A 25,229-nucleotide genomic window follows, 5' to 3' on the forward strand; every position below is an offset into this window, starting at 1 on the left:
GCGCCGGGTCCTCGCCCCACGGGAGCGAGGACCCGAGGCCCCGCCGCCCAGTCATCGCGCACGAGCGCCGGCGCCCGCAGCTATTTCCAGCCACCGAGGAAAGGCCACGCGTACACTCGAAGGCATGACCGCCGCCCATGACTACGACGACATGCACCACCTCGTCGAACAGCTGACCCCCGACCAGTTGGTCGAGGTCCGCGCCCACGCGCTCCGGCTGGTCACCGGCCGCCGGACCTTCATACCGTGGAGCGAACTCAAGCGCGCGGCCACCCATTTGCCACGCATCGACTACGCCGAGTTCCGCAGTGATGTCGACGCCGCGATCGACCAAGACACCCTGCTCGGTGACACTCGGTGAGCAACCCGCACAATGTCCTGCTGGACACTTCCGCCATCATCGATCTCGAAAGGCTCGATGAGCAGCGCATCGCCGACAGCCTCGGCTGCCAGCCGGGCGACCTTCGTCCGGCGATCAGCTCCATCTCGATGGCCGAACTGGCGGCCGGTCCTCACGCGGCCAAGACCGCCGACGCTCGGGCCGTACGACAGGCGGTACTACAGTGGGCGGAATCCGCCTTTGCCCCGATCCCCTTCGACACCGACGCCGCCCGCTCCTACGGGATCATCTACGCGCTCGTCCTGGACCTCGGCCGCCAGCCCCGTAAGCGTCTTGCCGATCTACTGATTGCGTCGGTCGCCGCAGCCAACAGCCTCCCCTTGGTGACCCGGAACCCCGATGACTTCGCCGGGCTGGAGTCCCAGATCCAGGTGATCGTCGCCTGAAGTGGTTCCTGGAGAGACGAGCAGTCGAACGGGTCAAGGGTCCTGTGGTTGCTCGCCTGTCGCGGTACGGCACGGCACGTCATTTGACAGAACGGCAAAAGGAAAGCGGATGGAAGAGCCGTTCGCTCCCTCCGTAATGGGTGTGGGCTTTCGTGTGCGGAACGGGTGACCCGACCATGACATCCGCGGGTGGAATGGGGGCGGGTCAGGAGGCGACGGACAGGACGATCTTTCCGGTGGTACGGCCGGTCTCGCCCAGCCGGTGAGCACCGGCGGCGTCCTCCAGAGGGAAGACGGCTTCGGCGATCACCCTCAGGCGGCCGTCCTCGACCAACTTGGTGATCTCGCGCAGGCCGTACTGGTCGGGCTCGACAAGCATGAACACTGCGCGCACCCCGGCTGCTTCGGCCTCCTCGCAGGGGAAGGTGTCGTCCAGCGGCAGGATCGAGACCAGCGTGCCGCCCGGACGCAGGGTGCGCAGGGAGCGGGCCCAGTTGTCGCCGCCGAGAGCGTCCAGGACGACGTCGACGTCGCGGACGGTCTCGGCGAAGTCCTGGGTGCGGTAGTCGATGAGTTCATCCGCGCCGAGCGACCTCAGCAGGTCGTGCTTGGCGGCGCTGGCGGTGCCGATGACGTGGGCGCCGCGGGCCTTCGCGATCTGGACGGCCAGGTGACCGACCCCACCGGCGGCGGCATGGATCAGCACACGCTGGCCGGGCCGGACGTCTGCGGTGTCGACCAGGGCCTGCCAGGCGGTGAGCGAGGCGAGCGGCAAAGCGCCGGACTCGATGTGGGTGAGGCTTGTGGGGCGGGGGGCGAAATGACGGGCAGGCGCGGCAGCGTACTCGGCGTAGGCGCCGGCCGGGTGGGGGAAGCGCGGCATCCCGAACACCTCATCACCCGACTGGAAGACGGTCACACCATCGCCAACCGCCTCGACCACCCCGGAAACGTCGAACCCCAGGGTGAACGGGGGCTTCGTCCCCACTGAGAACTCACCGCGCGAGCGGGTCTTCCAGTCGGCCGGGTTCACTCCGGCCGCGTGCACGCGGACCAGGATCTCGCCCCGGTCCGGCTGCGGGCGAGCCGTCTCGATGACTTTGAGGACGTCGGGGCCTCCTGCGGTGTCCTGAGAGACGGCCCGCATGGTCGTGGGGGTGGGCTGGGACATGGTCATGTTGCCTTTCCGGTGGCCTCTTCTGTTGTGCCGGTTTCCCTGGCACGTCCTCAGGCTGCCGGAGCCACGAGAGCCCCGGTAGCGGCCTGATGGCCATGGCCTGAAAGGATCTGGCCATGCACCACGTAGGCGTTCTGGCCCTGGACGGTGTCCTTCCCTTCGAGCTCGGCATCCCCGCCCGCATCTTCGGCGCCGCCCGTGACAGGGCGGGCAACCGGCTCTACACCGTGACCACCTGCAGCCTGGACGGCCGCCCGGTACGCACCGAGGCGGACTACGCCCTCACCGTCACCCACGACGCCTCTCTGCTCGCCGACGTCGACACCGTCGTCATCCCGCCCTCCAATGCCCTCGGCGCCATCCGTGAGGAGGGCCGCCTGCCCGACGCTCTGCGGGAGGCTCTGGCCGCCATCCGCACCGGCACCCGCATCGTCGGCATCTGCACCGCCACCTATGTGCTGGCTGCAGCCGGCCTCCTCGACCACCGCCCTGCCACCACGCACTGGCGGGAGGCCGACCGGCTGCAGCGCATGTTCACCACCGCCCGCATCGACCCCGATGTCCTGTTCGTCGACGACGGCGACATCCTCACCTCGGCCGGGGTGGCCGCGGGCATCGACGTGTGCCTGCACATCGTCCGCCGCGACCACGGCAGTCAGGTCGCCAACGACGTCGCCCGCTCCTGCGTCGTACCGCCCTGGCGCGACGGCGGCCAGGCCCAGTACATCCAGCGCCCCGTCCCCGACGGAACAGCCTCCGGTACCGCTCCCACCCAGGCATGGGCCCTGGAACGCCTCGCGGCGCCCCTCACCCTCGCCGACCTGGCCGTACACGCCCACATGAGCGTGCGCACCTTCACCCGCCGCTTCCGCGAGGAGACCGGCACCACCCCCGGCCAGTGGCTCATCCGCCAGCGCGTCGACCTGGCACGCCACTACCTGGAGACAACCGACTGGCCGGTCGACCTCGTCGCCCACCGCTCCGGCTTCGGCACCGGCGTCTCCCTGCGCCAGCATCTCCGCGCCGTCATCGGCGTCAGCCCCCAGGCATACCGCCGCACCTTCCGCCCCGCCACCACTCCCCCAGCCGTCTTGCCGCCATCGGCCGTTCCGTTGTCGCACGCTTCAGGGTGAGGGGGAAGGTGGCGCCGGACGCGTTGACCAGGTCGGGCGCAGCGACTGCCGGCCACCGTCGAGCAGCGAGTGGACCGCCTTCGTCAACGGCGTCAAAGCCTCCGAATTCGACCAGAGACAACCTGTCCGGGCAGCGGGCCCTCACCCCACGGGAGCGAGGACCCGCCGAGGATATCCGCCTACGGCGGGGGCGGGTTCCGGGCTGCCGAGCCGTCCGGTCCGGTGGTTCACCCCGGCCGGCCCTTCCGGCGGATCTTGATGTGGCGCATGTCGGTCACCGCGACGCGGAGAATCCGGTACGGGTGGCCGTGCGCGTCCAGCGCCGCGATCGCCCCCCGGGTGGCCTCGTGCTCACCGTCGTCCGGGCCCGCAGGCACCTGGCAGCGGAAGGTGAACGCCGAAAGACTCCCGTCGTGGGTGAAGGTTCCCGCCTCGGTGAAGGCGGCGCCGCCCGCCGCCAGGACGGCGGCGCCGCCGGCGCCGCTCAGCCCGTCGAACACACCGGAGATGATCACTCTGAACACGGTCGGTCCTTCCGTACTGCGTAGCTGAGAATGCGTTCGCCGAGCAGGTCTTCGATGACGTCCAGCAGCTCCAGCACGGCCGTGGCGATGGCGTCGGGGCTCTCCCCCGCCGCGGTGCGCCTGCCGATCTCGGCGAAGACCAGCGAGTGGAAGCAGCCGAGCTGGTAGGCCACCACCCCGGGCAGCAGGTCGTCGGGCGCGGCTCCGGTCTCCTCGGCGAGCACGACGGCGAGCGCCTCGGTCATCTGGCTGCCGAGGTCTTCCAGACGGGCGGTGAGGGTGGGAGCGGCCCGCATCATCTCGAAGACGCGGCCGAACCCCTCGGTCAGCCCCAGCTTGCGGTCGCGGTGGCCCACTTCCTCGCGAAGCCGGGTCAGCACCGCCCGTGCGGCGGAGTCACCGACCGGACGGTGCCGCACGATGTCGGCGAGCCGCTGCGGGGACGCCTCGTCCGGCGGCAGGACGAGGTCCTCCTTGGCCTGGAAGTAGTTGTAGACGGTGTTCACCGACACCTCCGCCGCGGCGGCGACCTCGGCGATCGTCACGTGCTCGAAGCCCCGCCGCACGAACAGGCCGATGGCCACGTCGGAGATGCGCTGCCGTGTCTGCCGCTTCTTGCGTTCCCGTAGCCCCTCAGCCATGGGAAGAAATTCAAGCACACTCCAAAATTCAAGTCGATTGCAATTTTTCATGAGCGGCACCACCATCGCGCCTCGGCCCGAGGTGCGTTCCGTGATCCAGGTGGATTACCGTGCCGAACCATGGCCGAGGCGGGCGCTGCCGTGGTGGCCGATGACGCCGTCCAGCACGACGTACGCGCTTCCATATTTCGGATACGTAAACCGTCCGATGTGCCGCTTCTAGCGTGAAATAACAATCAATGGGTGGTCACCCCCCCGCCTGCCGATCCGAGCCTCGTCGTCCTCCACCGGTGGACGGATGTGAACCCGAACGAGAACGGCCTGGCCGACTACCACGATCCGTTCGGCGGCGCCGCCAGGACCTGGGAGTACGCCCGCTGGACCGGCGAGGAGCGGGACATCGGGTTCCCCGCGACCGAGTTGGTGCCATCGTGGACGGCGAGCACCCCGCCGGGGACCTGGCTGGAGATCGCGCTGCAGGCCCGCACCGTCTCCGGTGACCTCACCAAGTGGTACGTGATGGGCCACTGGGCGGAGAGCGACCGCGACATCCACCGGACCTCACTGCCCGGCCAGGGCGACGAGGACGGCGACGTCGCGGTGGACACCTTCGTGGCCACCCGGCCGGTCGTCGCCTACCGGCTCAGGTGCACGCTGTACGGCGTGGGCGCACGGGTCCACCGCGCCGGGGTGATGGCCTCGGCGCTGCCCTCGCTGCCGGCCGTACCGGTGAGCCCGCCCGGAGAGGCCCGTGCTGTCGAACTGGACGTGCCCCGCCACTCGCAGAAGGTCCACGCGGGACACTTCCCCGAGTGGGACGACGGTGGGGAGAACTGGTGCGCCCCGGCCTCGATGAGCATGGTGCTCGCCTACTGGAAGCGCGGGCCCGACGCGGACGCCCTGTCCTGGGTCTCACCGGGTGACCCGTGCCCGGCCGTGGACCACGCCGCCCGGGACATGTACGACCACAGCTACCAGGGCACCGGGAACTGGCCGTTCGGCGTGGCCTATGCCGGCCGGTACGGCCTGGAGGGATTCGTCACCCGGCTGCGCTCGCTCACCGAACTGGAGCGCCTGGTCCGCGCCGGAATCCCGGTGGTCACCTCGCAGTCGTTCCGGGACCACGAACTCCCCGGCTCGGGATACTCCACCGGCGGCCACATCATGGTCGTCATCGGCTTCACCGCGGATGGTGACGTCATCGCCAACGACCCCGCTGCGCCGGACGACGCCACGGTGCGGCGGGTCTATCCTCGGGCCGCGTTCGAGAACGTCTGGCTCCGAAAGTCCGGCAGCGGGGGGATCGTGCACATCGTCCACCCGCCCGGCACTGTCCTGCCCCCTTCCGACGGCAACTGGTGATCCATGCTGAACGACTCTCCCATCCGTCCCGTCGACGTTGCCAGGGTGGACGACCGTCCGCTCTGGGTGGAGATCTGCGGGGAGGAGGTGTGGTGGGACGAGCCTCGTCCGCATGAGGGCGGACGCAGATGCGTGGTCCGGCGCGGGCCGGACGGCGTGGCCCGGGACGCGCTCCCCCCGGGCTGGAACTCCCGCAACCGCCTCATCGAGTACGGCGGGCGCTCCTGGCGGCCGCTGCCCGGCGGCGGAGTCGTGTTCACCAACTGGGCCGACCAGCGGATCTACCGGTACGGCGGGCACGCGGAGCCGGTACCCCTCACCCCCGGCGACGGCGCCCGCTACGGCGACCTGTACCTGCCGCCGGGGCGTGACGAGGTCTGGGCCGTCCGCGAGATCCACCTCGCGGAGCCGCGGCCCGGCTCGGCCGGCCCGCGGGTCGATCCCCGCCGGGACCTGGTGGCGGTCCCGTTGGACGGCGGACCGGTGCGGGTCGTCGCCACGGCCCAGCACTTCCTGACCAACCCCCGGCTCTCCCCCGACGGGACGCATGTCGCCTGGATCGGCTGGAACCACCCCGCCATGCCGTGGGACGGCACCGAGCTGTGCGTGGCCCCGCTGGACGCGACCGGGTCGGCCGGGTCCCACCGGGTCGTCGCCGGCGGCCCCGAGGAGTCGGTGATCCAGGCCGAGTGGCGCGACGACGGCGCGCTCTACGCGCTCACCGACCCGGACGGCTGGTGGAACCTGCACCTGGTCTCCCTCGACGGCTCGCCCGCCCGTAACCTGGCCCCGCTCACCGAGGAGTGCGGCGACGCGGTCTGGCGGCTCGGCAACACCTGGTTCGCGCTCGCCGGCGACCTGATCGTCATGATGCACGGCACCCCGGACCGGCGCCGCCTCGGTGTGCTGGACCCGGACACCGGAAAGATCACCGACCTCGACGCCCCGCCCACCTACTGGAACCCCACGGTCTCGGTCGGCGGGGACCTGGTGGCGGGCGTGGGCGCCTCGCCGTACACGCCGTTCGAGGTCGTCATGGTGGACCTGCGCACCGGCGGGCACGCCGTGCTGTCGCCGGAGAAGGAGCTGCCCGACCGCGACGCGCTGCCCGACCCGGAGGCGGTGACCTTCGACGGCGTGCACGCGCATCTCTACCCGCCGCGCGGCGTCACCGGTCCCGCCCCTTACCTGATCTTCGTCCACGGCGGGCCGACCAGCGCCAGCACGATGGTCCTCGACGTGGAGATCGCCTACTTCACCAGCCGCGGCATCGGCGTGGCCGACGTGAACTACGGCGGTTCCACCGGGTACGGCCGCGCCTACCGTGAGCGGCTGCGCCACCAGTGGGGCGTGGTCGACGTGCGCGACTCCGAGACCGTGGCGCGCGGCCTGATCGCCGCGGGGAAGGCGGACGCCTCGAAGATCGCGATCCGCGGCGGCAGCGCGGGCGGCTGGACGTCGGTGGCCGCGCTGGTGCACAGCACGGTGTTCCGCGGCGCGGTGGCCCACTACGCGATCACCGACCCGGAGGGCTGGGCCGCCGAGACGCACGACTTCGAGTCGCGCTACCTGGACGGCCTGATCGGCCCGCTCCCGGAGACCCGGCAGCGTTACCTGGACCGTTCGCCCACCCTGCACGCGGCGAACGCGTCCGGTCCGGCCCTGCTCATGCACGGTCTGGAGGACGCGATCGTCGACCCGGTCCAGGCGGAGCGGTTCGTCAACGCGCTGGAGGCCGAAGGCACGCCGTGGGCCTACCTGACCTTCCCCGGCGAGCAGCACGGCTGGCGCCGCGAGGAGACCATCGTGGCCGCGCTTGAGGCCGAGCTCGCCTTCTACGGGCTGATCTTCGGGTTCGCGACACCTGAAGTGCCGCCATTGCCCCTACGGGGTATGCACCGTTAATAGATATTTCGGGGAGTCATAATCCATGAATGAGGTCGCTCAGATCTGCTCGGACCTGATCCGGTTCGACACCACCAACCCCGGTTCGGGCGAGCGCCCGGCCGCCGAGCATGTCGCCGAACTGCTCACCGACGCCGGGATCGAGCCGGTGGTCTTCGAGTCGGCCGCGCACCGCACCAGCGTGGTCGCCAGGATCCCGGGCGACTCGCCCGAGGCCCTGCTGATCCACGGCCATCTGGACGTGGTGCCCGCCGAGCCCTCCGACTGGCGGATCCACCCGTTCTCCGGAGAGATCGCCGACGGCTGCGTCTGGGGCCGGGGCGCCGTGGACATGAAGGGCACCGTGTCGATGACGCTCGCCCTGGTCCGCGACTGGGCCCGGCGCGGCGTGCGCCCGAAGCGGGACATCGTGCTGGCCTTCCTCGCCGACGAGGAGGCGAACGGCGATTACGGCGCGCGGTACGCGGCGCGGCAGCACCGGGACCTGTTCGACGGCTGCACCGAGGCGATCAGCGAGTCCGGCGGCTACAGCGTCCAGACCTCGGACGCGCGGATCTACCCGGTCGCGGTGGGTGAGCGGGGCACCGCCTGGATGAAGCTCACCGCGACCGGTGTCGCGGGTCACGGCTCCCGTCCGCCGAAGGACAACGCCGTGGCCGAGCTGTGCCACGCCCTGTCCAGGATCGCCTCCTACCAGTGGCCGGTACGGCTGACGCCCGGAGTGGCGGCACTGATCACCAGCCTCGGTGACATCCTCGGCGAGCCGATCGACCTCGACCGTCTGGAAGAGGAGGCCGACCGGCTGGGTTCGGTGGGCGCGCTGTTCAAGGCGCAGATCCGCAACTCGGCGAACCCGACCATGCTGGAGGCCGGCTACAAGGTCAACGTGGTCCCCGGCACCGCCACCGCCCATGTGGACGGCCGCTTCCTGCCGGGCTACCGGGAGGAGTTCCTGGAGACCATCGACCGCCTGCTCGGCCCGAAGGTCACCCGTGAGTTCGTCGGCCACGGAGACGCCCCCTCCGCGCCGCTGGACTCGCCGTTCTTCGGCCAGCTCTGCGACGCGCTCATCGCCGAGGACCCGGCCGCGCGGCCGGTGCCGTTCGTGATGTCCGGCGGCACCGACGCCAAGGCCTTCGACGAACTCGGCATCAAGGGCTACGGCTTCGCGCCCCTGATGCTCAGCCCGGACCTGGACTACTACGGCATGTTCCACGGCGTGGACGAGCGCGTCCCCGTCGAAGGCCTGGAGTTCGGCGTCCGCGTCCTGGACCGCCTGCTGGCCGCCTGACCCGCCCACCCCGCCCCCCGGCCGGAAGCCCCGACAGGACCTCCGGCCGGATGAGGCACATCAGCAGGCCGGGACTCCCCCAGAGCCCCGGCGTTGATTCGCCATGTCCTGTTCATCGGATTGATCAGATGGCGTGGACGGCGCAGGCGTCATCGTGGTCGAGGAGGTCACGGCGACGGGCCGGAGAAGAGGCCCGGCACGTCACACACCCGACGACGCGCAGGGCCTGGCCAGCGCAGGGAGCATGGTGGTCACCAGATCGACGAGGGGAGCGGTACCGCCCTCGGCGGCACGGGTCAGCGCAGTGCCGACGATGACACCGTCCGCCGACGAATCGGCAAGCTCCCCGACCTCCTCCGCACCGTGCACCCCGAAACCGACCAGGACGAAGGCATCACGGCCACCGAGCGCCTCACGAAGCTCTCCCAGCCGTTCGCGGGCCTTGTCCGCGTCGAACGGTCCGCCGGTCTGGAGGTCGGCCGACTGCATATAGATGACAGGACGGTCCAGACCGGTGGCGGTCAGCAGCGGGAGATCATCCTCCAGGTGAAGGAAAAGCACCTGCTCCAAGCCGCGTGCGCGGGCTTTCTCAGCGATCTGCAGTTGCTCGGCAAATGGGTGCTCCGGCATCAGGACGGCGTCCGCGCCGGCCTCGACACATACGTCGAGCAACTGTGACAGGCCTAGTTCCTCAGCCGCATGCCGGTAGAAAAGGGCGATCAACGGGCATCTGCGGTCTGCTCGTCCGCGGGCGGCGAGAGTGAGCGCGTCGGCGGCGTCGGTGACTTCTCTGGAGGTGACCGCAGCCGCACGCCGCAGTAGGGGCCCGTCCATCAGGAGGGGCGGATTGGGGACGGCGATCTCCAACGCGTCGATACCGGCGTCGAAGGCGGCAGCGACGCTGCTTTCATGCTGGGCCCGTTCCGGCCAGCCGGCGGGAAGGAAACCGACAAGCAACAGACGCCGCTGTTCCCGGCATTGTTGCAGGCTCTGGGTCAGCCGGTTCACCGTGACTCCTCTAAACATGTAGAACTCCGGCAGGGGCCGGCGCTCAAAGAATTGATAGCAAAACAGACAAAGCGCCCATTGGGTAACTAACCGATTCGCGCGGATAGCATCCGCAAAGCGTGCTGCTCGGCTCGCAATCTCAAGCAGGGCGTCTGCCGATGACTCGCAGGGCGTCTACCGACGGCTCGGTGCGCGGACGGTCCAGTGCAGAAACAGACCCATTACCCCTTTATCGCCCTTGCCCAGTAGTGGGGATTGTGAGCATCCAACCAGTCTGGGTTTTTCGTCCCGAGTGTCGGACTTGAGCTTGGCACAGAGGACTGCGGGAACGCAATGGGTCAATGACCCTATAACGTGACAGAAGGCCAACAAAGCCATCAAATGGGCCGCGAGCTACTAGACCAGTCCCCTCGCTCACGGGGGTCGCCCGTTCGACGCGGCATTCATGCAGAACATTCGAGACCCACTGGTCTTATGCCCAGCACGTCACCCAGTGGACAAATGCCCTGCTCACTCCACTGCCGCACGTTCTCGAACTGCTCGATGCCGCGAACGCGCGGCAGGAGCGCGGCCGGTGCCGTACGTGATGTCCGGCGGCACCGACGCCAAGGCCTTCGACGAACTCGGCACCAAGGGCTACGGCTTCGCGCCCCTGACGCTCAGCCCGGACCTGGACTACTACGGCATGTTCCACGGCGCGGACGAGCGCGTCCCCGTCGACAGCCTGGAGTTCGGCGTCCGCGTCACGTGATGGAGGTGATCACGGACGCGGGCCATGGGGTGCGGGCCAAGCAGATCGCGCTGGCGTTGGGACTCGGGGACAGTGCCGCGAAGATGGAGGGGCTGCGGGGGAAACTGCGGCGACTGGTGGCTCGTACCGAGTACGGGGCGGCGAGATCAGCTTCCTCCTCTGCGAGGAATGCGACGCCACCTGGACGCCTGAACAGCAACCCGAGCGCGGCGCCTTTCGCGATCTCAGCAATCGACTGAACGAAGTCTTCGGGACCACCGGTCAGAACATCAATTGGTGGACGTGAATAGGAGAACCGCCGGAGCAAACCTGATCCAGGGCGCGCCTCTCCTCTCCCTGCGGACGGGCAACACCCTAGCGAGAATGCGGTCGTATCTGTCCTCTTCCTTTCCATTAATACCCCGGAGAATTCCGTTCCACCGACCCGGGTGAATTCCAGTCTTCTTATTCAAAAAATGCGCGGGGAAGAACGTTCGTCCTGCTGAACCGGCAGGCCGAAAGGACCGCCCGCACGGGGCGCCGTCTGGGTACTCGGCTGCTCCCGGCGACCCCAGGACGGGCCCCGGGAGCGGCCGCACCGGTGCCGGCGCCCACCCCTTCCTGCTTCCGGCGCAGCGCACGACGCGGTACACGGGGCAGGGCGCGGAGCAGAGGCAGAACGCGGAGTGGGGCACGGAATTCACGTGAAGTCAAACAACAGGATCAGAAATTGACAGAGCGCTTGGCGGTATGCCCCCGGGAGCGCACTGAACCGCCAGCCCGCTCCCATCTTCAAGAATTGACAGAACAGTTGGCGGTATGCCCTCGGGGCGTCGGAAAATCGCCGACCATTACCGGCCGCCCGGGAATTGACATACGCGCGATGATTGTCTACGGTCCGCTCGTCAGCTTTTCAGACCGCGTCCGAAGGTATTCATGACTGCATCCACGTTGCCGAAATCCAGGCAGCAGTTGATTCTTGCCGTTCTCATGGTGTGTTCACTGCTGATCTGGCTGGACAACACCGTCCTGAGTATCACCCTGGAGACCCTCGCGGACCCGGTCCGTGGGCTGAACGCCAGTCCGGCCGAGCTGCAGTGGGCCACCGGCTCGTACACGCTGGCCTTCGCCACCTTGATGTTCACCGCGGGTGCGCTGGGCGACCGCTTCGGCCACCGGGCCGTGCTCGCGACGGGCCTGGTGGTCTTCGCCACCGCCCGCGCAGGCGACTACGTGGGCATCCGCTGACGCCATGGGAACCAGGCAGAAACTCCCCGAGACGCGGTCGGACAGTCAGGCCACGTACCTGCCCGACCGGCACATGTTCGCCCTGTGGACCTGGGCCGATGGTGCCGTGGGGGCGGCCCCGCCGGTCGGTGACGTCGAAACCGTCCCCCTGGCCGTCCCGACGCCGGACCTCGGCAGGCTCAAGGTGTCCGACGTCGACTGCGTGCTGATCGAGCCGGACCGGCTCGTGGCCGTGCCCCTCGACTCGCCCGGCCGGTCGGTGGACGTCTGGCGGTCGTGGATCGCGGGCGGCGAGTCGGCTCTGCCGATCGCCGCGCACGCGGTCCCCGACGCCACAGGTGTCGCCGTCACGACGGCGGAACACGCGAGCGGCGTCTTCCGCCGCACCACCGCGATGGGGGCCGAGATGCGCACGGCGCTCACCGCCGAGCTGCGCCCGTATCAGGTGCGCGGGGTGAGCTGGCTGCGCGAGACCATCGAGACGCACGGCGGCGCGGTGCTGGCCGACGAGATGGGACTCGGCAAGACCCTGCAGACCGTCGGCTGTGTCGCCGGACGGGCCGAGAAGGGGCCGCAACTGGTGGTCTGTCCCACGTCGTTGGTGGGGAACTGGGCGCACGAGATCGCGCGGTTCGCACCCGACCTGCGGACCACGATCTGGCGCGGCGGGCCGCTGCCCGCGGTGGACAGCGGCACGGTGGTGCTCACCGGCTACCCCACGCTGCGCACGCACAGCCCGGCCCTGGCGGGGATCCAGTGGAGCACTGCGGTCTTCGACGAGGCGCAGAGCCTGAAGAACCCCCGTACACAGGTGTCGAAGGCCGCGCGCACCATCGCGGCCGACGCGCGGATCGCCCTGACCGGGACGCCCGTCGAGAATCACCTCGACGAGCTGTGGGCCCTGCTCAATCTGGTCGCACCGCACCTGTTCGGGAACCGGACGCAGTTCCGCCGTCGCTTCGTGCGGCCGATCTCGGACGGCTCCCCGGCCGCTTCCGCCCGGCTGCGCGGGGCCATCGAGCCGGTCGTGCTGATGCGGAAGAAGTCCCAGGTCGCGAGGTCGCTCCCGCCCAAGATCCACGCCGATCTCATCTGCGACCTCACCGAGGAGCAGGAGCGGCTGTACGACCGGCTGCTGGAACAGGTCATCGACGACGGCTTCGGCAGTGGCGCCCAGCGGCAGACCAAGGTGCTCGCGGTCCTGACCTCGCTCAAACAGGTCTGCAACCATCCGGGCCTGATCACGGACGACCTCGGGGAGCTGTCGGGCAGGTCGGGCAAGCTCGATCTGTGCACCGACATCGTGGCCAACAACCTGGAGAACGACTCTCCGACCCTCGTCTTCACCCAGTACCGGAAGACCGGTGAGCTGCTGGTCCGGCACTTCGCCGAACAGTTCGGGGTGAGTACGCCGTTCTTCCACGGCGGCCTGAACCAGGAGCAACGGGCCGACATCGTCCACCGGTTCCAGTCCGACGACGGTCCGAAGGTGCTCGTCCTCAGCCTGAAGGCCGGGGGCACCGGGCTCACGCTCACACGCGCGGCCGACGTCATCCACTTCGACCGGTGGTGGAACCCGGCCGTGGAGGCCCAGGCGTCCGACCGGGTCCACCGGATCGGTCAGACCCGCACGGTCACCGTCACCACCCTGACCACCGGGACCACCGTCGAGGAGCACATCGCGGCCATGCACCACCACAAGTCCGCACTGTCGAACATCGCCGACATATCCAGTGTCGCCGAACTGGCCCGCCTGGACGACGACCGTCTCGTCGAGGTCCTGCGCCGGAAGCGAGTCAACTGACGATGGCCGACCACGACTACGGTTACACGAAGTGGGGCAAGGACTGGGTCCGGTTCGCCGAGTCGTTGCGCCAGACCCGTCCCGATCCCCAGTTGCCGAGCGCGCGGCGCATGGCACGCGACGGGAAGGTGGAGATCACGTTCGACGGCCGGACCGTGCGCGCCGTCGTGCACCGAGGTCGCGGCACCTCGGTGGTCACGATCGAGGTCGCGCCGATGTCCGCCGGGGCGACGGCCGAGATCTCCCGACAGCTGAGCGGCATCCAGCCCCTGCTCACCGACGATCTGTACGGCGCGATCGCCGGCGCGGGCCATCCGCCCGTCCCGGTCCTCGACAGCATCGACTGCTCCTGCCCGGCCGCCACCCCGCGGTGCGTCCATGAGCTGGCCGTCTACTACGACATGGCGCGGCGCATCGACGACGATCCCCGCATCGCTCTCGACGTGCAGGGCTTCTTCCTCGCTTCGGCGGGCGGCGGCCAAGCGCCCGCCGAAGCGACGGCGCAGCACTGGATCGCACTCAACTCCCTTGATCCGGCCGTCTACTTCACGGTGGCCGAGTGACCCGGCCGACCTGAGAAGGAGCGGTGCGTACCCACCCGGAGGGCACGAACCCTCACACCGCCCGCTGAGCCCGCGGATGCCCCCGCATCCTCCGGCCGTGACGGCCCCGCTCGCCCGCTCCGCATCCGATCGAGTTCCGGCAGCGTGCCGCGCCCCCGGGACCCGCACCCCCAAAGCCCAACCGCCCAACTCAAAAGGTCCCGAGAACGAGCCACACCCATTCCGGATGACGAGGGCGGGGGTGGGCGTTACCTCTGCGTCACCGTACGGGTGAGGGGACGAGCGCCAGCCGGTGCGCCCGGTAATTGAGTACGCCCAGCATGCCGATGGCGGCGATGACCAGCAGCCGCTCGGCGAGCCCGATCAGGACGCGGTGTCCTGGGAACGCGGCGAACACCATGGCCGCACCGCCCGCCAGGACGACGATCGCCAGCACCCGCACCGGGGCGGCCACCACGCGCCAGCTCGGCTGCCGCGACAGATGACGGGCCAGGATGAGGCCGGCCACGGGAAGGACGGCGAAGGCCGCAAAGGAGATGTAGCGATGAACGTAGCCGGTCGTGGTCAGGTCCATGCCCGCCGGGTTGGTGGGGATCACGGCGGAGGCGAAGGGCTCGACAGACTTAAGCAACTTGCATTGACTAGAGCCGAGTTAGTCAATTAATGTTGCTTACATGCCCGACAGCGACATCCCCGTCCCGCAGGATCCCGCCGACGCTCTGGCGGCCGTGGTGGCGATGCGGCGGTGGGCCGACCAGTTGGAGGACGCCGCCGTTGAGCAGGCGATGCGCGCGGGCTGGAGTTGGCCGCAGGTCGCCGAGGCGCTCGGCGTGACCCGTCAAGCGGTCCACAGGAAGCACGCCAAGCGGCTCATCGTCGCCGGCGTCAAGCTAAGGAGACGTTCGCCATGAACGCGTTCGACGCATACCTCCACACGATCCTCACCGAGGGAGGTGTCGAAGCGCAGAGACGCGGATCGCCCACGGTCGAGGCGCAGCACCTCCTGCTGGCCGTCGCGGCCCAGGAGGGCACCGCCCCGCAGCGCATCCTGGCCTCCGTCGGCCTCGATCACCAGGCGATCCGCGCTGCCCTCGACCGGGAGCTCGACCACAGTCTGAACGCGGTCGGGGTGTCCCGTTCCTCGTTCGACCTCCCCCGGCCGAGCACCAGGTTGAAGCGTTCATCCAAGATGGGCGAGACGTGCAGGCTCGCCATTGAGCGGGGCTTCGCCTCGGTCTCCCGTAAGAAGGACCTGCGTCCGGCGTCCGTACTGCTCGGAATCCTGCAGGCCGAGGTCGGCACAGTGCCACGTGCCCTGGCCCTGGCCGGCGTCGACCGCGCCGAGCTGCTGACCCGCCTTGAGAGCGTCATCGCGAACGACGGCATCGAGTGACGAGTACACCCCGGCTCCGCGCTTTCACCTCCCTTCCCTAACCCCTTCCCTGGTCCGAAGCGCCGTTCGCGCGTCGCCGATCGGCGCATGAGCCCCTGAGCACGTCCCCCATGGGCCTCCTCTGCGTATCCGGCAGGGGACACCGCCGGTGAGACGGTTGCGCTTCCTCGGCTGCGCCCCCGCTCGTACCGGGCACGCCCGCTGAACGGCGGGACGATCCGAAGCGATCGATCGACGGCACCCTCCGTGGCCTTCACCGGCCTTCGCGTGCTCATTGACCCGACCCTGCTCAGGCACAGCCATGCCTGAACCCGTTCCGCCGACCTCCGGTCTTTCTGCCATGCCCAAGGAGGCATAAATGTTCATGTTCCGCGCCCATACCGGTCTGCTTGTCACCGCCCTCACCGTGGCGGGGAGCGCCATGATGGCTCCCGCCGCCTCCGCGGCCGGGCGCGACCGGGGCCACACCGAACTCCAGCGCGTGCTCGGCCAGGTCGTGGCCGACGGCGGCGTCCCCGGCGTCCTCGCCGAGCTCAGGGACGGTCACGCGAAGCCGTGGTTCGGCACGGCGGGGGTGGCCGACCTGCAGACCGGCCACCAGCGCCAGCCGGGTGAACACTTCCGCATCGGCAGTTTCACCAAGGCGTTCACCGCGACGGTGGTCCTGCAACTGGCGGCCGCAGGCGAGCTGACCCTGGACGACACGGTGGCGAAGTGGCTGCCCGGCGTGGTGGAGGAGTATCTCGGCGCGGACGGCACCAAGATCACTATCAGGCAGCTGCTCAACCACACCGGCGGGCTCCCCGACGCCGTCCCCGGCCAGGCGACGCCGCACCCGGAAGAGCCCGGCAGGCGCTTCATCTACTCCAAGGTCAACTACACCCTCGCGGGAATGATCGTCGAGCGCGCGACCGGCTCGGCCCTCGCCGAGGAGATCGACAGTCGCATCGCCCGCCCTCTGCACCTGACGGGCACGTATCTACCGGGCACCGACAACACGATGCGCGCCCCGCACGCCCGCCACTACTCGAAGTCCGACCAGGCCGGCCGTCCCACGGAGATCCATGACGTGACCGACGCGGACCTCAGCTGGGCGGGCGCGGCCGGGGGCATGGTGTCGACGACCTCGGACCTGCATCGGTTCCTGCGGGCCCTGCTGCGCGGCCGCCTCCTCCCGCCCGCCCTGCAGAAGGAGATGTTCACCACCGTCTCGACGGAGGGCGCGGACTGGGTCCCGAACACCAGGTACGGCCTCGGCGTCTACTCGCAGACGCTCTCGTGCGGGGTCACGCTCTGGGGCGGCGGCGGATACATCCAAGGCTCGGTGACCTACGCGATGGGCGACCGGCAGGGCGCCCACACGCTGGTGAGCAACATGAACGGCGACTGGAACGACTACGTGGAGACCTTCACCAGGCTCTTCGAGGCGTGCTTCTGCTCGGCGGCCTCCCGGCACCCGGCCTCTTGACCTCCTCCTCCGTAGGAGGTCTGCCCCCACCACGTAGTCCCGGTCGATCGGCGGCCCTCACCGCCGCCGTCGGCGCGTTTCCCCGGGGAGAAGCCGTACGGTCGACGGCGGCGGCCCAGGCGCTGGGGCGCTCACTGATGTGCTGTGAGCGCGACGTTCCTGGCCTGGATGTCGTCCTGAGTCTCGGGCACCATCAGGCCCAGGTTGTCGCTGATCTGCATCTTGACATCGACCAGCTTGCGCTGCCGGTCCTCGTAGCGGCGGAAGGCTTCGCGGTGGTCCGCGTGCGCCAGCTCCGTGGCAAGCAGGTAGGCACCGGTCAGGGCCAGCTCCGCCCCGGCCCCCGAGGCGGGGGATGCGCAGTAGGCGGCGTCGCCCACGAGGGCCACCCGGCCGGTGGACCATGATGGCATGCGTACCTGGCTCAGGGCGTCGAAGTAGAGGTCGGCGTCGGCCAGCGCGCCGTCCAGGAGCTCCGGCGCCCGCCACGATGTCTCGCCGGCGAAGTTCTCCTTCAGCAGTCGGCGCTGCTCGTCCAGGTCGTGGTGGTCGTAGTCCATCGCCTCGGGACGCCGGAACATGAAGTACGCCTTGGCCTGGGCGTGGTTGCCTGAGCGGTAGATTCCCACCATCTTGCCGGGCGTGTTGAACATCGTGATCGTACGGTCCGCGCCCAGTGCCGCGTCGGCGTTGCCGAAGGCGAAGTAGTAGCCCCGGTAGTCGAGGAATTCCGACTCCGGCCCGAAGGCCAGGCGCCGCACGTTGGAATGCAGCCCGTCCGCGCCGATGACCAGGTCGAACCGGCCGGCTCCGCCGCTGCGGAAGGCGACGGTCACGCCCTCGGAGTCCTGCGCCAGGCTCTTGATCGAGTCGCCGAAAATGTAGTCGACGTCGTCCTTGGTCACGTCGTACAGGATCTTCACCAGGTCGCCGCGCATGATCTCGATGTCGTTCGCCAGCTCCACGGAGGCCACCCGCTGCCCCGCGGCGTCCACGAACCGCATCTCGCGCACGTCGGCCACCGCCGCCCGGATCCGCGGCAGGGCGCCCATGCGCTCGACCACGTCCAGTGCCTGGTCGCGTACGTCCACGCCCTGGCCGCCGGTCCGCAGTTCGGGCGTCCGCTCGACCACCGTGGTCTGGAAACCGTGCTTGGTCAGCCAGTAGGCCAAAGTCTGCCCGGCGATACTCGCTCCCGAGATCAGCACTTTCTTGCTCATCGCCACTCCAAAGGGTGTTGTCGTTCGCAGTCGCGATCCGCGACCGCGCCGGGATCAGGACGCGAGGGTTCGCCAGGCCGCAACCACGAGCCTGCGGGGGGCGTCGGCCGCTCGCAGCCGTTGGGAGAGTGCGTCGATGTCGTCCCACGTGGCGCGCTCGTCGTTCAACGGGACGAGCTTGCCCTCCGCGAGCAGGTCCAGCAGATACGACAGGTCGGGTCCGAACCGGTCGCCCGCCCAGAAGCCCTCGATGGCGCGCCGCCGTCCGACCATCTGGTAAGGGGCGAACGTGGTCGGTTGTCCCGAGCTCGCCCCCACCTGCTGGATGAGACCATCCTCGGCCAGCAGGTCGAAGGCCTGAGCAAGGAGCGGCCCGCCGACTGATTCGATCACGCCGTGCACCGGAGCGGACACCTGGCCGAGCTCGGTGACCACCTCATCGGCTCCCAGTCCCACCAGCCGGTCGCGGCTGCCGGGGTCGCGTACTGCGGCGATCACGTACGCGCCGGCGAGCCGGCCCAGCTGGACGGCGAAGTGTCCGACCGCGCCTGCGGCCCCGGTGACCAGCAGGCGGCGGCCGGCCAACGCGCCCAGCCGCCGGACGGCTCGCAGCGCGCTCACCCCGGGCACCAGCAAGGTCGTGGCCTGGCCGGAGTCGACCTGCTCCGGCACGATCGCCAGCTCGCTCGTGGAAACGGCACGCAGCTGCGCCCAGGCGTTTCCGGTCATCAGCGTGGCCACTCGGGTGCCCGGCGCGGGACCGGTGCCGTCCTCGGCCGCCCGCCGTACCGTGCCCACCGCGTCGAATCCCGGGATGCTTCCCGGTGGCAGCGTGGCCGCGTGATCGAGATTGCGGGCGAGCAGGGTGAACCACTCCACCTCGATCACGGCCTCGGCGGCCTGCGGCACCGGCTGGGGGACTTGGCCGAGCCGCACACCAGCAGGGGTGTCCGGGTCGCTGATCAGTGCTTGCATAGGCCCTCTCCAGGCTCGTAAGCTATCTGAAACGAACATTCCACTTAACGATATGGAACGGCCATTTCAGATGTCAACCGCCGAACACCCGCGCCGGGCCGATGCCGTCCGCAACCGCAGCCTCGCCCTGGAGGCCGCCAAGACGCTGCTCGCCCAGCCCGGGACCACCGTCACCGTGGAGGCCATCGCCCGCCAGGCGGGGCTGGGAGCGGCCACGATCGTGCGAGCATTCGGCACCAAGGACGCGCTCATCGACGCAGCGGTGGCCGACCTGCTCGAACCGCTCATCCAGCGGGCCCATCAGGCGGTGGCCGAACCCGCCCCCGTCGCCGCCCTGCGCCGGTTCCTGCTGGACCTGATCGACTTCCAAGCCGCCCACTGGATCGTGAGCGAGCAGTTCACCCGGCTGCAGGTGCCCCTGACAAGTGCGTGTCGCGCCGAGCTCCGCAAGGCGTTCGCCGACATGATCCACCGGGCGCGCGAGGCAGGAGGGATCAGGACCGACATCGACCCGGACGTCGCCACGGTGATGCTGGGCGAGGTGACCTATGCGATCGCACGTTCCAGCGACGCATCCCCGGACCTCGCCGGCGGCTTTGTCACAGTCATGATGGACGGCCTGCGCCCGCGAGGGAGAAGCGGGCGGTGAAGTCAGGCCAGCCCTCCGCGCGGGCCAGCGCGTAGTCGTTCCAGGTAGACGGTCCGAGGACAGAGCACAGGTCGGACACGGCCTGAGCGGGGTCAAGGTTCCACTCGCGGACGACGCCCCCGGTGTCGGCGCTCAGAAGCCTGCGCCCGTCGATCACGTGGCGTGGTCAGGCGGTACCCCGGCCCCCCGACCGGCCCTGGAGGGTCACCGCTCGAACATGGCGGGATAGGTCCGGCGCGATAACGATCGCCGAGGCGTTCCACTTTGACCTGCGGAAATGTTCCTGCGAAGCGCATCCGAACAGAAAGTCACGGTAGGAGGCTGAACTCGGCTCCGCTGACGGGACTTCTCATTTCGATGCTCGTCATGCCCTTTGTCCCGCTCAGGGACGCCCCGAGAGCGGTCATCATATACAGGACATTACGCCCGGATCGCTCACGCGCGACCAGCCCACTCTCACGCAGCACGCCAAGATGCTGCGACACCGCGCTGGGTGTGACACCGAACGCACGAGCCAGGTCCGTCGTCGTCGCCGGTGACCGCAGTGCCTCCAGCAGTTCGGCCCGCGCCCGACCGAGCAACCGGACCGTGCTACCCGCGGGCGCCTGTGTCCCCGCGGTCCACAACGCCCCGACGCCCCGTGCCGGATATCGCACCGTGGTCTGCGTGGAGGTGCTCTGCTTGATCAGCACGTAGGGCGAGCCGAGAACGACGGGGATGAGGACCAGTCCACCCGGACCCCGGTTAACGACGCGCTCGGCTTGCCAGCGCGCTCCCCCCAGCATCAGCCGGCCATCGCACCAGCGCAGATCCGGGTGCAGATCGGTGAACAACCTCATCGCACCGCCCGTGGCCAACTGCTTGGCGCGATAGATGACGTCCGCATCGAGTACGGCCCGGATCCGTGACCAGTGCGGCGCGATGAGCCGGTCGTGCGCCGCACGCAGTTCTGCGGCGATCGCCCGCAGGCCTGTGGCCGGCTGCGCGGCAATCGCGGCGACTGCGTCAGGGGGGTCTTCGCCGAACACGCGCCGGAGGCTGGCCCGCACCTGAGAAGCAGTCGTCCTTTGCAAGGCCGCCAGGTCGTCCTCGATGGATGCCCCTGCGCCGAGAGGAGCGGGTACGAGGAACTCCGGCCAGCTCGGTCGGTCGCTCATGAGCAGCGGCAAGGTATGCGCGAGGTCGAGTGGCTGCCTGGCGAGTTCGTCCGCCGCCCACCGCAGCCACCGCAGGTTGAGCGGGTGCCGATCGATATCACCCAGCTGCTGCAGGCCGGCCACCGTCTCAGACAGTGGTGAGATCGCGAATCGCGTCGCCGCCAGCTCGGCCACGCCGAGATCGATCGTCAAGGCCATGGATTCACTATGGAGCAATGGCCTAAATGATGTCGTGTCAGCGCCCGGCGCCCGAAGATCCCGGCATGAGGCAGGACATGACGCAGACCGACGCCGAGCCACGCTTGTCTCCGGCCTACTGGCGGTTGTGGTGGGCGACGGGTATCAACGCCGTCGGTGACGGGGCGTTCGCCGCGGCCGTTCCACTGCTGGCCGTCACGATCACGTGCGACCCACGGCTCGTGTCGGTCGTCTCCGCAGCGACGTACCTGCCGTGGTTGCTGCTGTCGCTCCCCGCCGGTGCGCTCGTCGACCGGTACGACCGCGTCGGCCTCATGTGGCGCTCGCAGGCGATCCAGGCAGTGATCGTCAGCGTCGTCGCGGTCCTTGCCGCGTTCGGCCACATCGGCATCCCGGCGCTCGCGATCATGGCCTTCGGACTGGGGGCGTGCGAGACCGTTTTCGCCAACGCAGCGCAGGCGATCTTGCCGGATATCGTCGCCAAGCCCCTGCTGCACAGGGCGAACGGCCACCAGCAGACGATCACAGCGATCGGCTGCCAGTTCCTGGGACCACCGATCGGCAGCCTGCTCTTCGCGGTCGTCGTGGCGCTGCCGTTCGGGATGGACGCCGGCTCCTTCGCCCTGTCCGCCGCGCTGCTGGCGACACTGCCCAGGCGGAGGCACCGGCAGATCGAGCACCCGCCGATGCGGACGGCGATCGCGGACGGCCTGCGCCGGCTGGCCCGTCACCGGCTGCTGCGCACCCTCGCGGTCCTGCTCGGTGTCAACACCTTCTGCGGCCAACTCGGTAACGTCACACTCGTCCTGCTGGCGACCCGGACGCTGCACCTCGACGCGCGCGGTTACGGCCTGCTGCTCGCCGGCGCCGCGATCGGCAGCCTGCTCGGCGGCCTGGTCAGTGCGCGCGTCGTCAACAGAGTCGGCGCACTTCCCGCTCTCCTCACCGCGCTCGCCACGAACGTCGTCGTCTTCGTCGGGATCGGGCTGAGCCCGAACGCGATCGTGCTCGGCGCTCTGCTGGCCGTCAACGGCTTCGTCATAACGCTCTGGAACATCGTGACCGTCAGCCTCCGGCAGCAGATCGTGCCGTCCGAGATGCTCGGCCGGGTGAACAGCGTCTACAAGATGCTCGGCTGGGGACTGATCCCGCTCGGAGCGCTGGCCGGCGGACTGGTGGCGCACGCGTTCGGGTTGCGTGCGCCGTACCCTGTCGCGGGTGTGCTGCGAGGAATCGCCTTGCTGGTCGCGATGCCCGTACTGATCCGTGCCATGCGTGACCGATGATCGCGGGGTCGAGCGGCTTCCGGGCTTCTCCCCCGGGGAAAAGCCGGGCGGCTCGACGACGCGGCCCGTCCGTGGGGTTCAGCCGGTGGCGGGGATCTGCGCGGTGGGACGGGAGTTCAGAAACCTCTCCAGGACAAGGGTGGCGGCCCCCAGCGCGACGGCGTCGGGACCGAGGTGGCCCAGCACGATGGAGGTGGCGGCGTACGGCTGGGCCAGGGAGTTGTCCGCCGAGGCGGCGCGGATGTCGGCGAGCAGGTGCCGGCCGAGGAGGAGACCGGCCCAGCCGCCGATGACGATCCGTTCTGGGTTGATCAGGTTGATCAGATTGGACAGGCCGACGCCCAGGTAGGTGGCGGTCTCCTCAAGGACCGGTGACCCGGATTCGAGCAGCCGGGCCAGCTCGGCCTGCCAGTCGGCCGTCTGCGTGGCGATTCCGGCACGGTCGAGGATGGCCTCGGCGCCGACGTAGGCCTCCAGGCAGCCGCGTCCGCCGCACCGGCAGGCCCGGCCGTTCACAACGATCTTGGTGTGGCCCCACTCGCCGGCGCTGCTGCTCACACCCCGGAAGGTCGTCCCGTCGGTGACGACGGTGGCTCCGACCCCTGAGCCGATGAGCACGATCACCGCGTCACCGGCCCCGCGCCCCGCGCCGAACCAGAGCTCGGCCTGGCCCATCGTCTTGGCGCCGTTGTCGACGAACACCGGGAACGCCGTGCCGGCGCGCATCAGGGCGCCGAGGGGGACACCGTCCCAGCCGAAGGTCTTGGCGTGGACGAGCACGTCGCCGCCGTGCTCCACGATGCCGGGGACGCCGACTCCCACCCCGAGCACCTGTGCGGCGGTCACCCCGCCGTCGGCGAGCACGACGTCGATGCCCGCGAGGATGTGCCGCACCACCAGCTCGATGTCATGCCTGGCCGGGCGCAGAGCGTACTCGACCTTGGCCTTCTCGTTCATCGCCAGGTCGAAAAGCTCGACGCGCACGTGCGTGTCGGCCACGTCGACGCCGATCGCGTAGCCGTAGCGGGGGTTGACGCGGAGGATCACGCGGGGACGCCCGCCGTCGGACTCGACGTGGCCGGCCTCGACGACGACGTTGTCGGCGAGCAGGTCGCCGGTCATGCTGCTGACCGTCGCGGCGCTCAGTCCGGTGAGCCGGGTGAGCTCGTTCCGGCTGGCGGGCCCGTTGAAGTACAGCGTGCGTAGCAGCATGGACTGGTTGCCCTTGCGGACATCCCGGACCGTCCTGCGCTCAGGCCTCGCCATGGTCAGCCTCCTTACTTTCGCGACAATGTTAGTTCAAAGCTTGAATTCAATTGTCCGCCGACCGACTTCGGGTGACCGGCCATCGGGCCGATGAGCATGCTGTCATCACAGCCGCGTTACCAAAGCGTTTCCTCAGAGGGCTGAACTTTTTTCGCGGCTTACATTATCGTCCGTTCAACCCCCTATGAGGAGTCAGGAAATGATCAGGAGAGTCACAGGGACGGCTGCCGGTGTGGCGCTGCTCATCGGACTTACCGCGTGCGGCAGCGGCTCCGATAAGGCCGCAGAGGCCAAGACACTGACCTACTGGATGTTCCAGGACCGCACACCGCAGGCCGGAGAGGTCGTGGAGAAGCTCCGCACCGACTTCGAGAAGGCCAACGGAGTCACGGTGAAGATCGTCAAAATTCCCAAGGACGACTACAACACCAAGCTCGGCAGCGCCATCGCCAGCGGGAGCGTCCCGGACGCCGGCATCCTCGACCAGCCACTCGTGGCCCGATACGCGCTCGACGGCACGATCAAGGAGTTGCCCGCGGGCACCGTCGACGAGAAGGCCTACTACGAGGGGGCGCTCAACACCAACCGGGTGAACGACAAGCTCTACGGCCTGCCCGTGGACCACACCGCTGTCGCTCTCTTCTACAACAAGAAGTTCGTCCCGACGCCGCCCAAGACCTGGGACGAGCTCAAGCAGATCGCCACGAAGATCCACCAGGACGATCCGAAGACCGCCGGCATGGTGGTGCCCAAGGGCGACGGCTACGGCGCCTGGATGTGGCCGGGCATCGTCGCGGGCGCCGGCGGCTCCCTGGTGGACGAGAAGAGCAAGAAGATCCTCTTCGACCAGCAGCCCGGCGTCGACGCGCTGCAGCTCTGGGTCGACCTGCTCCCCTCCTCACCCAGGAAGATCACCGACTCGGACAAGGCGTTCGAGAACGGACTGGCCGGCATGATGATCTCCGGCCCGTGGGACGTCGCCAACATCAAGGACCAGTTCCCCGACCTGCAGTTCAGCACCGCGCCCCTGCCGTACAAGACCCAGCCGGCCGGCAACATCGGCGGTGAGAACGGGGTGGTCTTCAGCAAGGGGAAGAACGCCGACCTGGCCTGGAAGTGGCTCGCCTACCTGACCGACGCCACGAACAACACCCAGCTGGCCCAGGCTCTCGGCGGCTTCCCGACCAACATCGCGGCGGCCGAGCGGGACGCCGCGACCTTCGGACCCGACCAGGCGGCCTTCCTGGAGCAGCTCAAGGTCGCCCAGGCCCGCCCGTCCCTGCCGCAGTGGATCCAGATCAACGACGAGATCATCGCCCCCGCCATCGAGACGGCGCTGAGCGGCAAGGCCACCTCCCAGCAGGCCCTGAGCGACGCGGCCGCCAAGACCCGCGCCCTGCTCGGCTGGACCGGCTGACACGGAGGCGAGACAGACGTGGCATCTC

24 protein-coding genes and 1 pseudogene are annotated in these 25,229 nt (G+C 69.2%); 16 read left to right on the forward strand and 9 right to left on the reverse strand.

The features are described from left to right. Window positions 1-124 precede the first annotated feature (124 nt). A complete protein-coding gene (locus OHA77_RS04885; protein ID WP_406316421.1) occupies window positions 125-361 on the forward strand; it encodes a hypothetical protein in 237 nt (78 codons plus the stop codon). Beyond that, window positions 358-786 (forward strand): type II toxin-antitoxin system VapC family toxin, encoded by a 429-nt coding sequence (locus OHA77_RS04890; protein ID WP_406316422.1) that lies wholly within the window; start codon window positions 358-360, stop codon window positions 784-786. Before OHA77_RS04885 ends, OHA77_RS04890 begins: the two co-directional genes overlap by 4 nt. Window positions 787-991: 205 nt before the next feature. Here OHA77_RS04890 and OHA77_RS04895 read toward each other — a convergent pair whose 3' ends face one another. Continuing rightward, a complete protein-coding gene (locus OHA77_RS04895) occupies window positions 992-1,957 on the reverse strand; it encodes an NADP-dependent oxidoreductase (protein WP_406319765.1) in 966 nt (321 codons plus the stop codon). A 122-nt stretch (window positions 1,958-2,079) separates the two neighbouring features. Here OHA77_RS04895 and OHA77_RS04900 point away from each other — a divergent pair, with 122 nt between their 5' ends. Next, window positions 2,080-3,096: a GlxA family transcriptional regulator gene (locus tag OHA77_RS04900; protein WP_406316424.1), complete on the forward strand. Its 1,017-nt coding sequence runs from the start codon at window positions 2,080-2,082 to the stop codon at window positions 3,094-3,096. A 227-nt stretch (window positions 3,097-3,323) separates the two neighbouring features. Here OHA77_RS04900 and OHA77_RS04905 read toward each other — a convergent pair whose 3' ends face one another. Then, window positions 3,324-3,620 (reverse strand): DUF6204 family protein, encoded by a 297-nt coding sequence (locus OHA77_RS04905; RefSeq protein WP_406316426.1) that lies wholly within the window; start codon window positions 3,618-3,620, stop codon window positions 3,324-3,326. Then, the gene (locus OHA77_RS04910; RefSeq protein WP_406316428.1) at window positions 3,608-4,261 is read right to left on the reverse strand and encodes a TetR/AcrR family transcriptional regulator; all 654 of its coding nucleotides are present in this window, start codon (window positions 4,259-4,261) and stop codon (window positions 3,608-3,610) included. The genes OHA77_RS04905 and OHA77_RS04910 overlap by 13 nt, the downstream gene beginning before the upstream one ends. A 243-nt stretch (window positions 4,262-4,504) precedes the next feature. Here OHA77_RS04910 and OHA77_RS04915 point away from each other — a divergent pair, with 243 nt between their 5' ends. The 3 genes from OHA77_RS04915 to OHA77_RS04925 are packed head-to-tail and all read left to right on the forward strand — an operon-like array spanning window position 4,505 to window position 8,819. Beyond that, complete coding sequence (locus tag OHA77_RS04915) at window positions 4,505-5,623, forward strand: C39 family peptidase (RefSeq protein WP_406316430.1); 1,119 nt, start codon at window positions 4,505-4,507, stop codon at window positions 5,621-5,623. A 3-nt stretch (window positions 5,624-5,626) separates the two neighbouring features. Beyond that, on the forward strand, window positions 5,627-7,528 hold the full coding sequence (locus OHA77_RS04920) for a prolyl oligopeptidase family serine peptidase (RefSeq protein WP_406316432.1): 1,902 nt from the start codon (window positions 5,627-5,629) through the stop codon (window positions 7,526-7,528). Window positions 7,529-7,553: 25 nt separating this feature from the next. Continuing rightward, entirely contained in the window at window positions 7,554-8,819 is a 1,266-nt protein-coding gene (locus OHA77_RS04925) for a M20/M25/M40 family metallo-hydrolase (RefSeq protein ID WP_406316433.1), read from the forward strand. Window positions 8,820-9,020: 201 nt separating this feature from the next. Here the strand turns inward: OHA77_RS04925 and OHA77_RS04930 are convergent, their stop codons facing one another. Then, a complete protein-coding gene (locus OHA77_RS04930; RefSeq protein WP_406316435.1) occupies window positions 9,021-9,827 on the reverse strand; it encodes a tryptophan synthase subunit alpha in 807 nt (268 codons plus the stop codon). Window positions 9,828-10,389: 562 nt separating this feature from the next. Between OHA77_RS04930 and OHA77_RS04935 the strand changes: the two are divergent. From OHA77_RS04935 to OHA77_RS04950, 4 genes and pseudogenes are all read left to right on the forward strand, one after another. Continuing rightward, window positions 10,390-10,578 (forward strand): annotated as a pseudogene (locus tag OHA77_RS04935) (hypothetical protein); the annotation flags it as partial. Window positions 10,579-11,547: 969 nt separating this feature from the next. Further along, window positions 11,548-11,805 (forward strand): MFS transporter, encoded by a 258-nt coding sequence (locus tag OHA77_RS04940; protein ID WP_406316436.1) that lies wholly within the window; start codon window positions 11,548-11,550, stop codon window positions 11,803-11,805. Between the two features lie 4 nt (window positions 11,806-11,809). Further along, on the forward strand, window positions 11,810-13,609 hold the full coding sequence (locus OHA77_RS04945) for a DEAD/DEAH box helicase (protein ID WP_406316438.1): 1,800 nt from the start codon (window positions 11,810-11,812) through the stop codon (window positions 13,607-13,609). 2 nt (window positions 13,610-13,611) lie between these two features. Continuing rightward, the gene (locus tag OHA77_RS04950; protein ID WP_406316440.1) at window positions 13,612-14,172 is read left to right on the forward strand and encodes a hypothetical protein; all 561 of its coding nucleotides are present in this window, start codon (window positions 13,612-13,614) and stop codon (window positions 14,170-14,172) included. Window positions 14,173-14,431: 259 nt separating this feature from the next. On the opposite strand, the gene OHA77_RS04955 is transcribed toward OHA77_RS04950, so the two are convergent. After that, window positions 14,432-14,803 (reverse strand): DUF998 domain-containing protein, encoded by a 372-nt coding sequence (locus OHA77_RS04955; RefSeq protein ID WP_406316442.1) that lies wholly within the window; start codon window positions 14,801-14,803, stop codon window positions 14,432-14,434. Window positions 14,804-14,846: 43 nt separating this feature from the next. Between OHA77_RS04955 and OHA77_RS04960 the strand changes: the two genes are divergently transcribed. The 3 genes from OHA77_RS04960 to OHA77_RS04970 all read left to right on the forward strand — a co-directional run bounded on the left by OHA77_RS04960 (window position 14,847) and on the right by OHA77_RS04970 (window position 17,033). After that, window positions 14,847-15,083 (forward strand): hypothetical protein, encoded by a 237-nt coding sequence (locus tag OHA77_RS04960; protein ID WP_326821829.1) that lies wholly within the window; start codon window positions 14,847-14,849, stop codon window positions 15,081-15,083. Then, window positions 15,080-15,565, forward strand: coding sequence for a Clp protease N-terminal domain-containing protein (locus OHA77_RS04965; RefSeq protein WP_406316444.1), 486 nt, complete (start codon window positions 15,080-15,082; stop codon window positions 15,563-15,565). Before OHA77_RS04960 ends, OHA77_RS04965 begins: the two co-directional genes overlap by 4 nt. Window positions 15,566-15,923: 358 nt before the next feature. Further along, window positions 15,924-17,033 (forward strand): serine hydrolase domain-containing protein, encoded by a 1,110-nt coding sequence (locus OHA77_RS04970; protein WP_406316446.1) that lies wholly within the window; start codon window positions 15,924-15,926, stop codon window positions 17,031-17,033. A 131-nt stretch (window positions 17,034-17,164) separates the two neighbouring features. Here the strand turns inward: OHA77_RS04970 and OHA77_RS04975 are convergent, their stop codons facing one another. Continuing rightward, window positions 17,165-18,253 (reverse strand): FAD-dependent monooxygenase, encoded by a 1,089-nt coding sequence (locus OHA77_RS04975; RefSeq protein ID WP_406316448.1) that lies wholly within the window; start codon window positions 18,251-18,253, stop codon window positions 17,165-17,167. Between the two features lie 54 nt (window positions 18,254-18,307). Further along, entirely contained in the window at window positions 18,308-19,228 is a 921-nt protein-coding gene (locus OHA77_RS04980; RefSeq protein ID WP_406316450.1) for a zinc-binding dehydrogenase, read from the reverse strand. 70 nt (window positions 19,229-19,298) lie between these two features. Here OHA77_RS04980 and OHA77_RS04985 point away from each other — a divergent pair, with 70 nt between their 5' ends. Beyond that, complete coding sequence (locus OHA77_RS04985; RefSeq protein WP_406316451.1) at window positions 19,299-19,877, forward strand: TetR/AcrR family transcriptional regulator; 579 nt, start codon at window positions 19,299-19,301, stop codon at window positions 19,875-19,877. Between the two features lie 308 nt (window positions 19,878-20,185). Here the strand turns inward: OHA77_RS04985 and OHA77_RS04990 are convergent, their stop codons facing one another. Further along, window positions 20,186-21,232, reverse strand: a complete 1,047-nt coding sequence (locus OHA77_RS04990; RefSeq protein ID WP_406316452.1) for a DUF5937 family protein — start codon at window positions 21,230-21,232, stop codon at window positions 20,186-20,188. A 65-nt stretch (window positions 21,233-21,297) separates the two neighbouring features. Between OHA77_RS04990 and OHA77_RS04995 the strand changes: the two genes are divergently transcribed. Next, window positions 21,298-22,518, forward strand: a complete 1,221-nt coding sequence (locus OHA77_RS04995) for an MFS transporter (RefSeq protein ID WP_406316454.1) — start codon at window positions 21,298-21,300, stop codon at window positions 22,516-22,518. Between the two features lie 78 nt (window positions 22,519-22,596). Here OHA77_RS04995 and OHA77_RS05000 read toward each other — a convergent pair whose 3' ends face one another. Then, a complete protein-coding gene (locus OHA77_RS05000; protein ID WP_406316455.1) occupies window positions 22,597-23,784 on the reverse strand; it encodes an ROK family protein in 1,188 nt (395 codons plus the stop codon). Between the two features lie 199 nt (window positions 23,785-23,983). Here OHA77_RS05000 and OHA77_RS05005 point away from each other — a divergent pair, with 199 nt between their 5' ends. Then, the gene (locus OHA77_RS05005; RefSeq protein ID WP_326821816.1) at window positions 23,984-25,201 is read left to right on the forward strand and encodes an ABC transporter substrate-binding protein; all 1,218 of its coding nucleotides are present in this window, start codon (window positions 23,984-23,986) and stop codon (window positions 25,199-25,201) included. The last annotated feature ends 28 nt before the right edge of the window (window positions 25,202-25,229 follow it).

This window comes from Streptosporangium sp. NBC_01639 (assembly GCF_045209755.1).
GTDB lineage: Bacteria > Actinomycetota > Actinomycetes > Streptosporangiales > Streptosporangiaceae > Streptosporangium.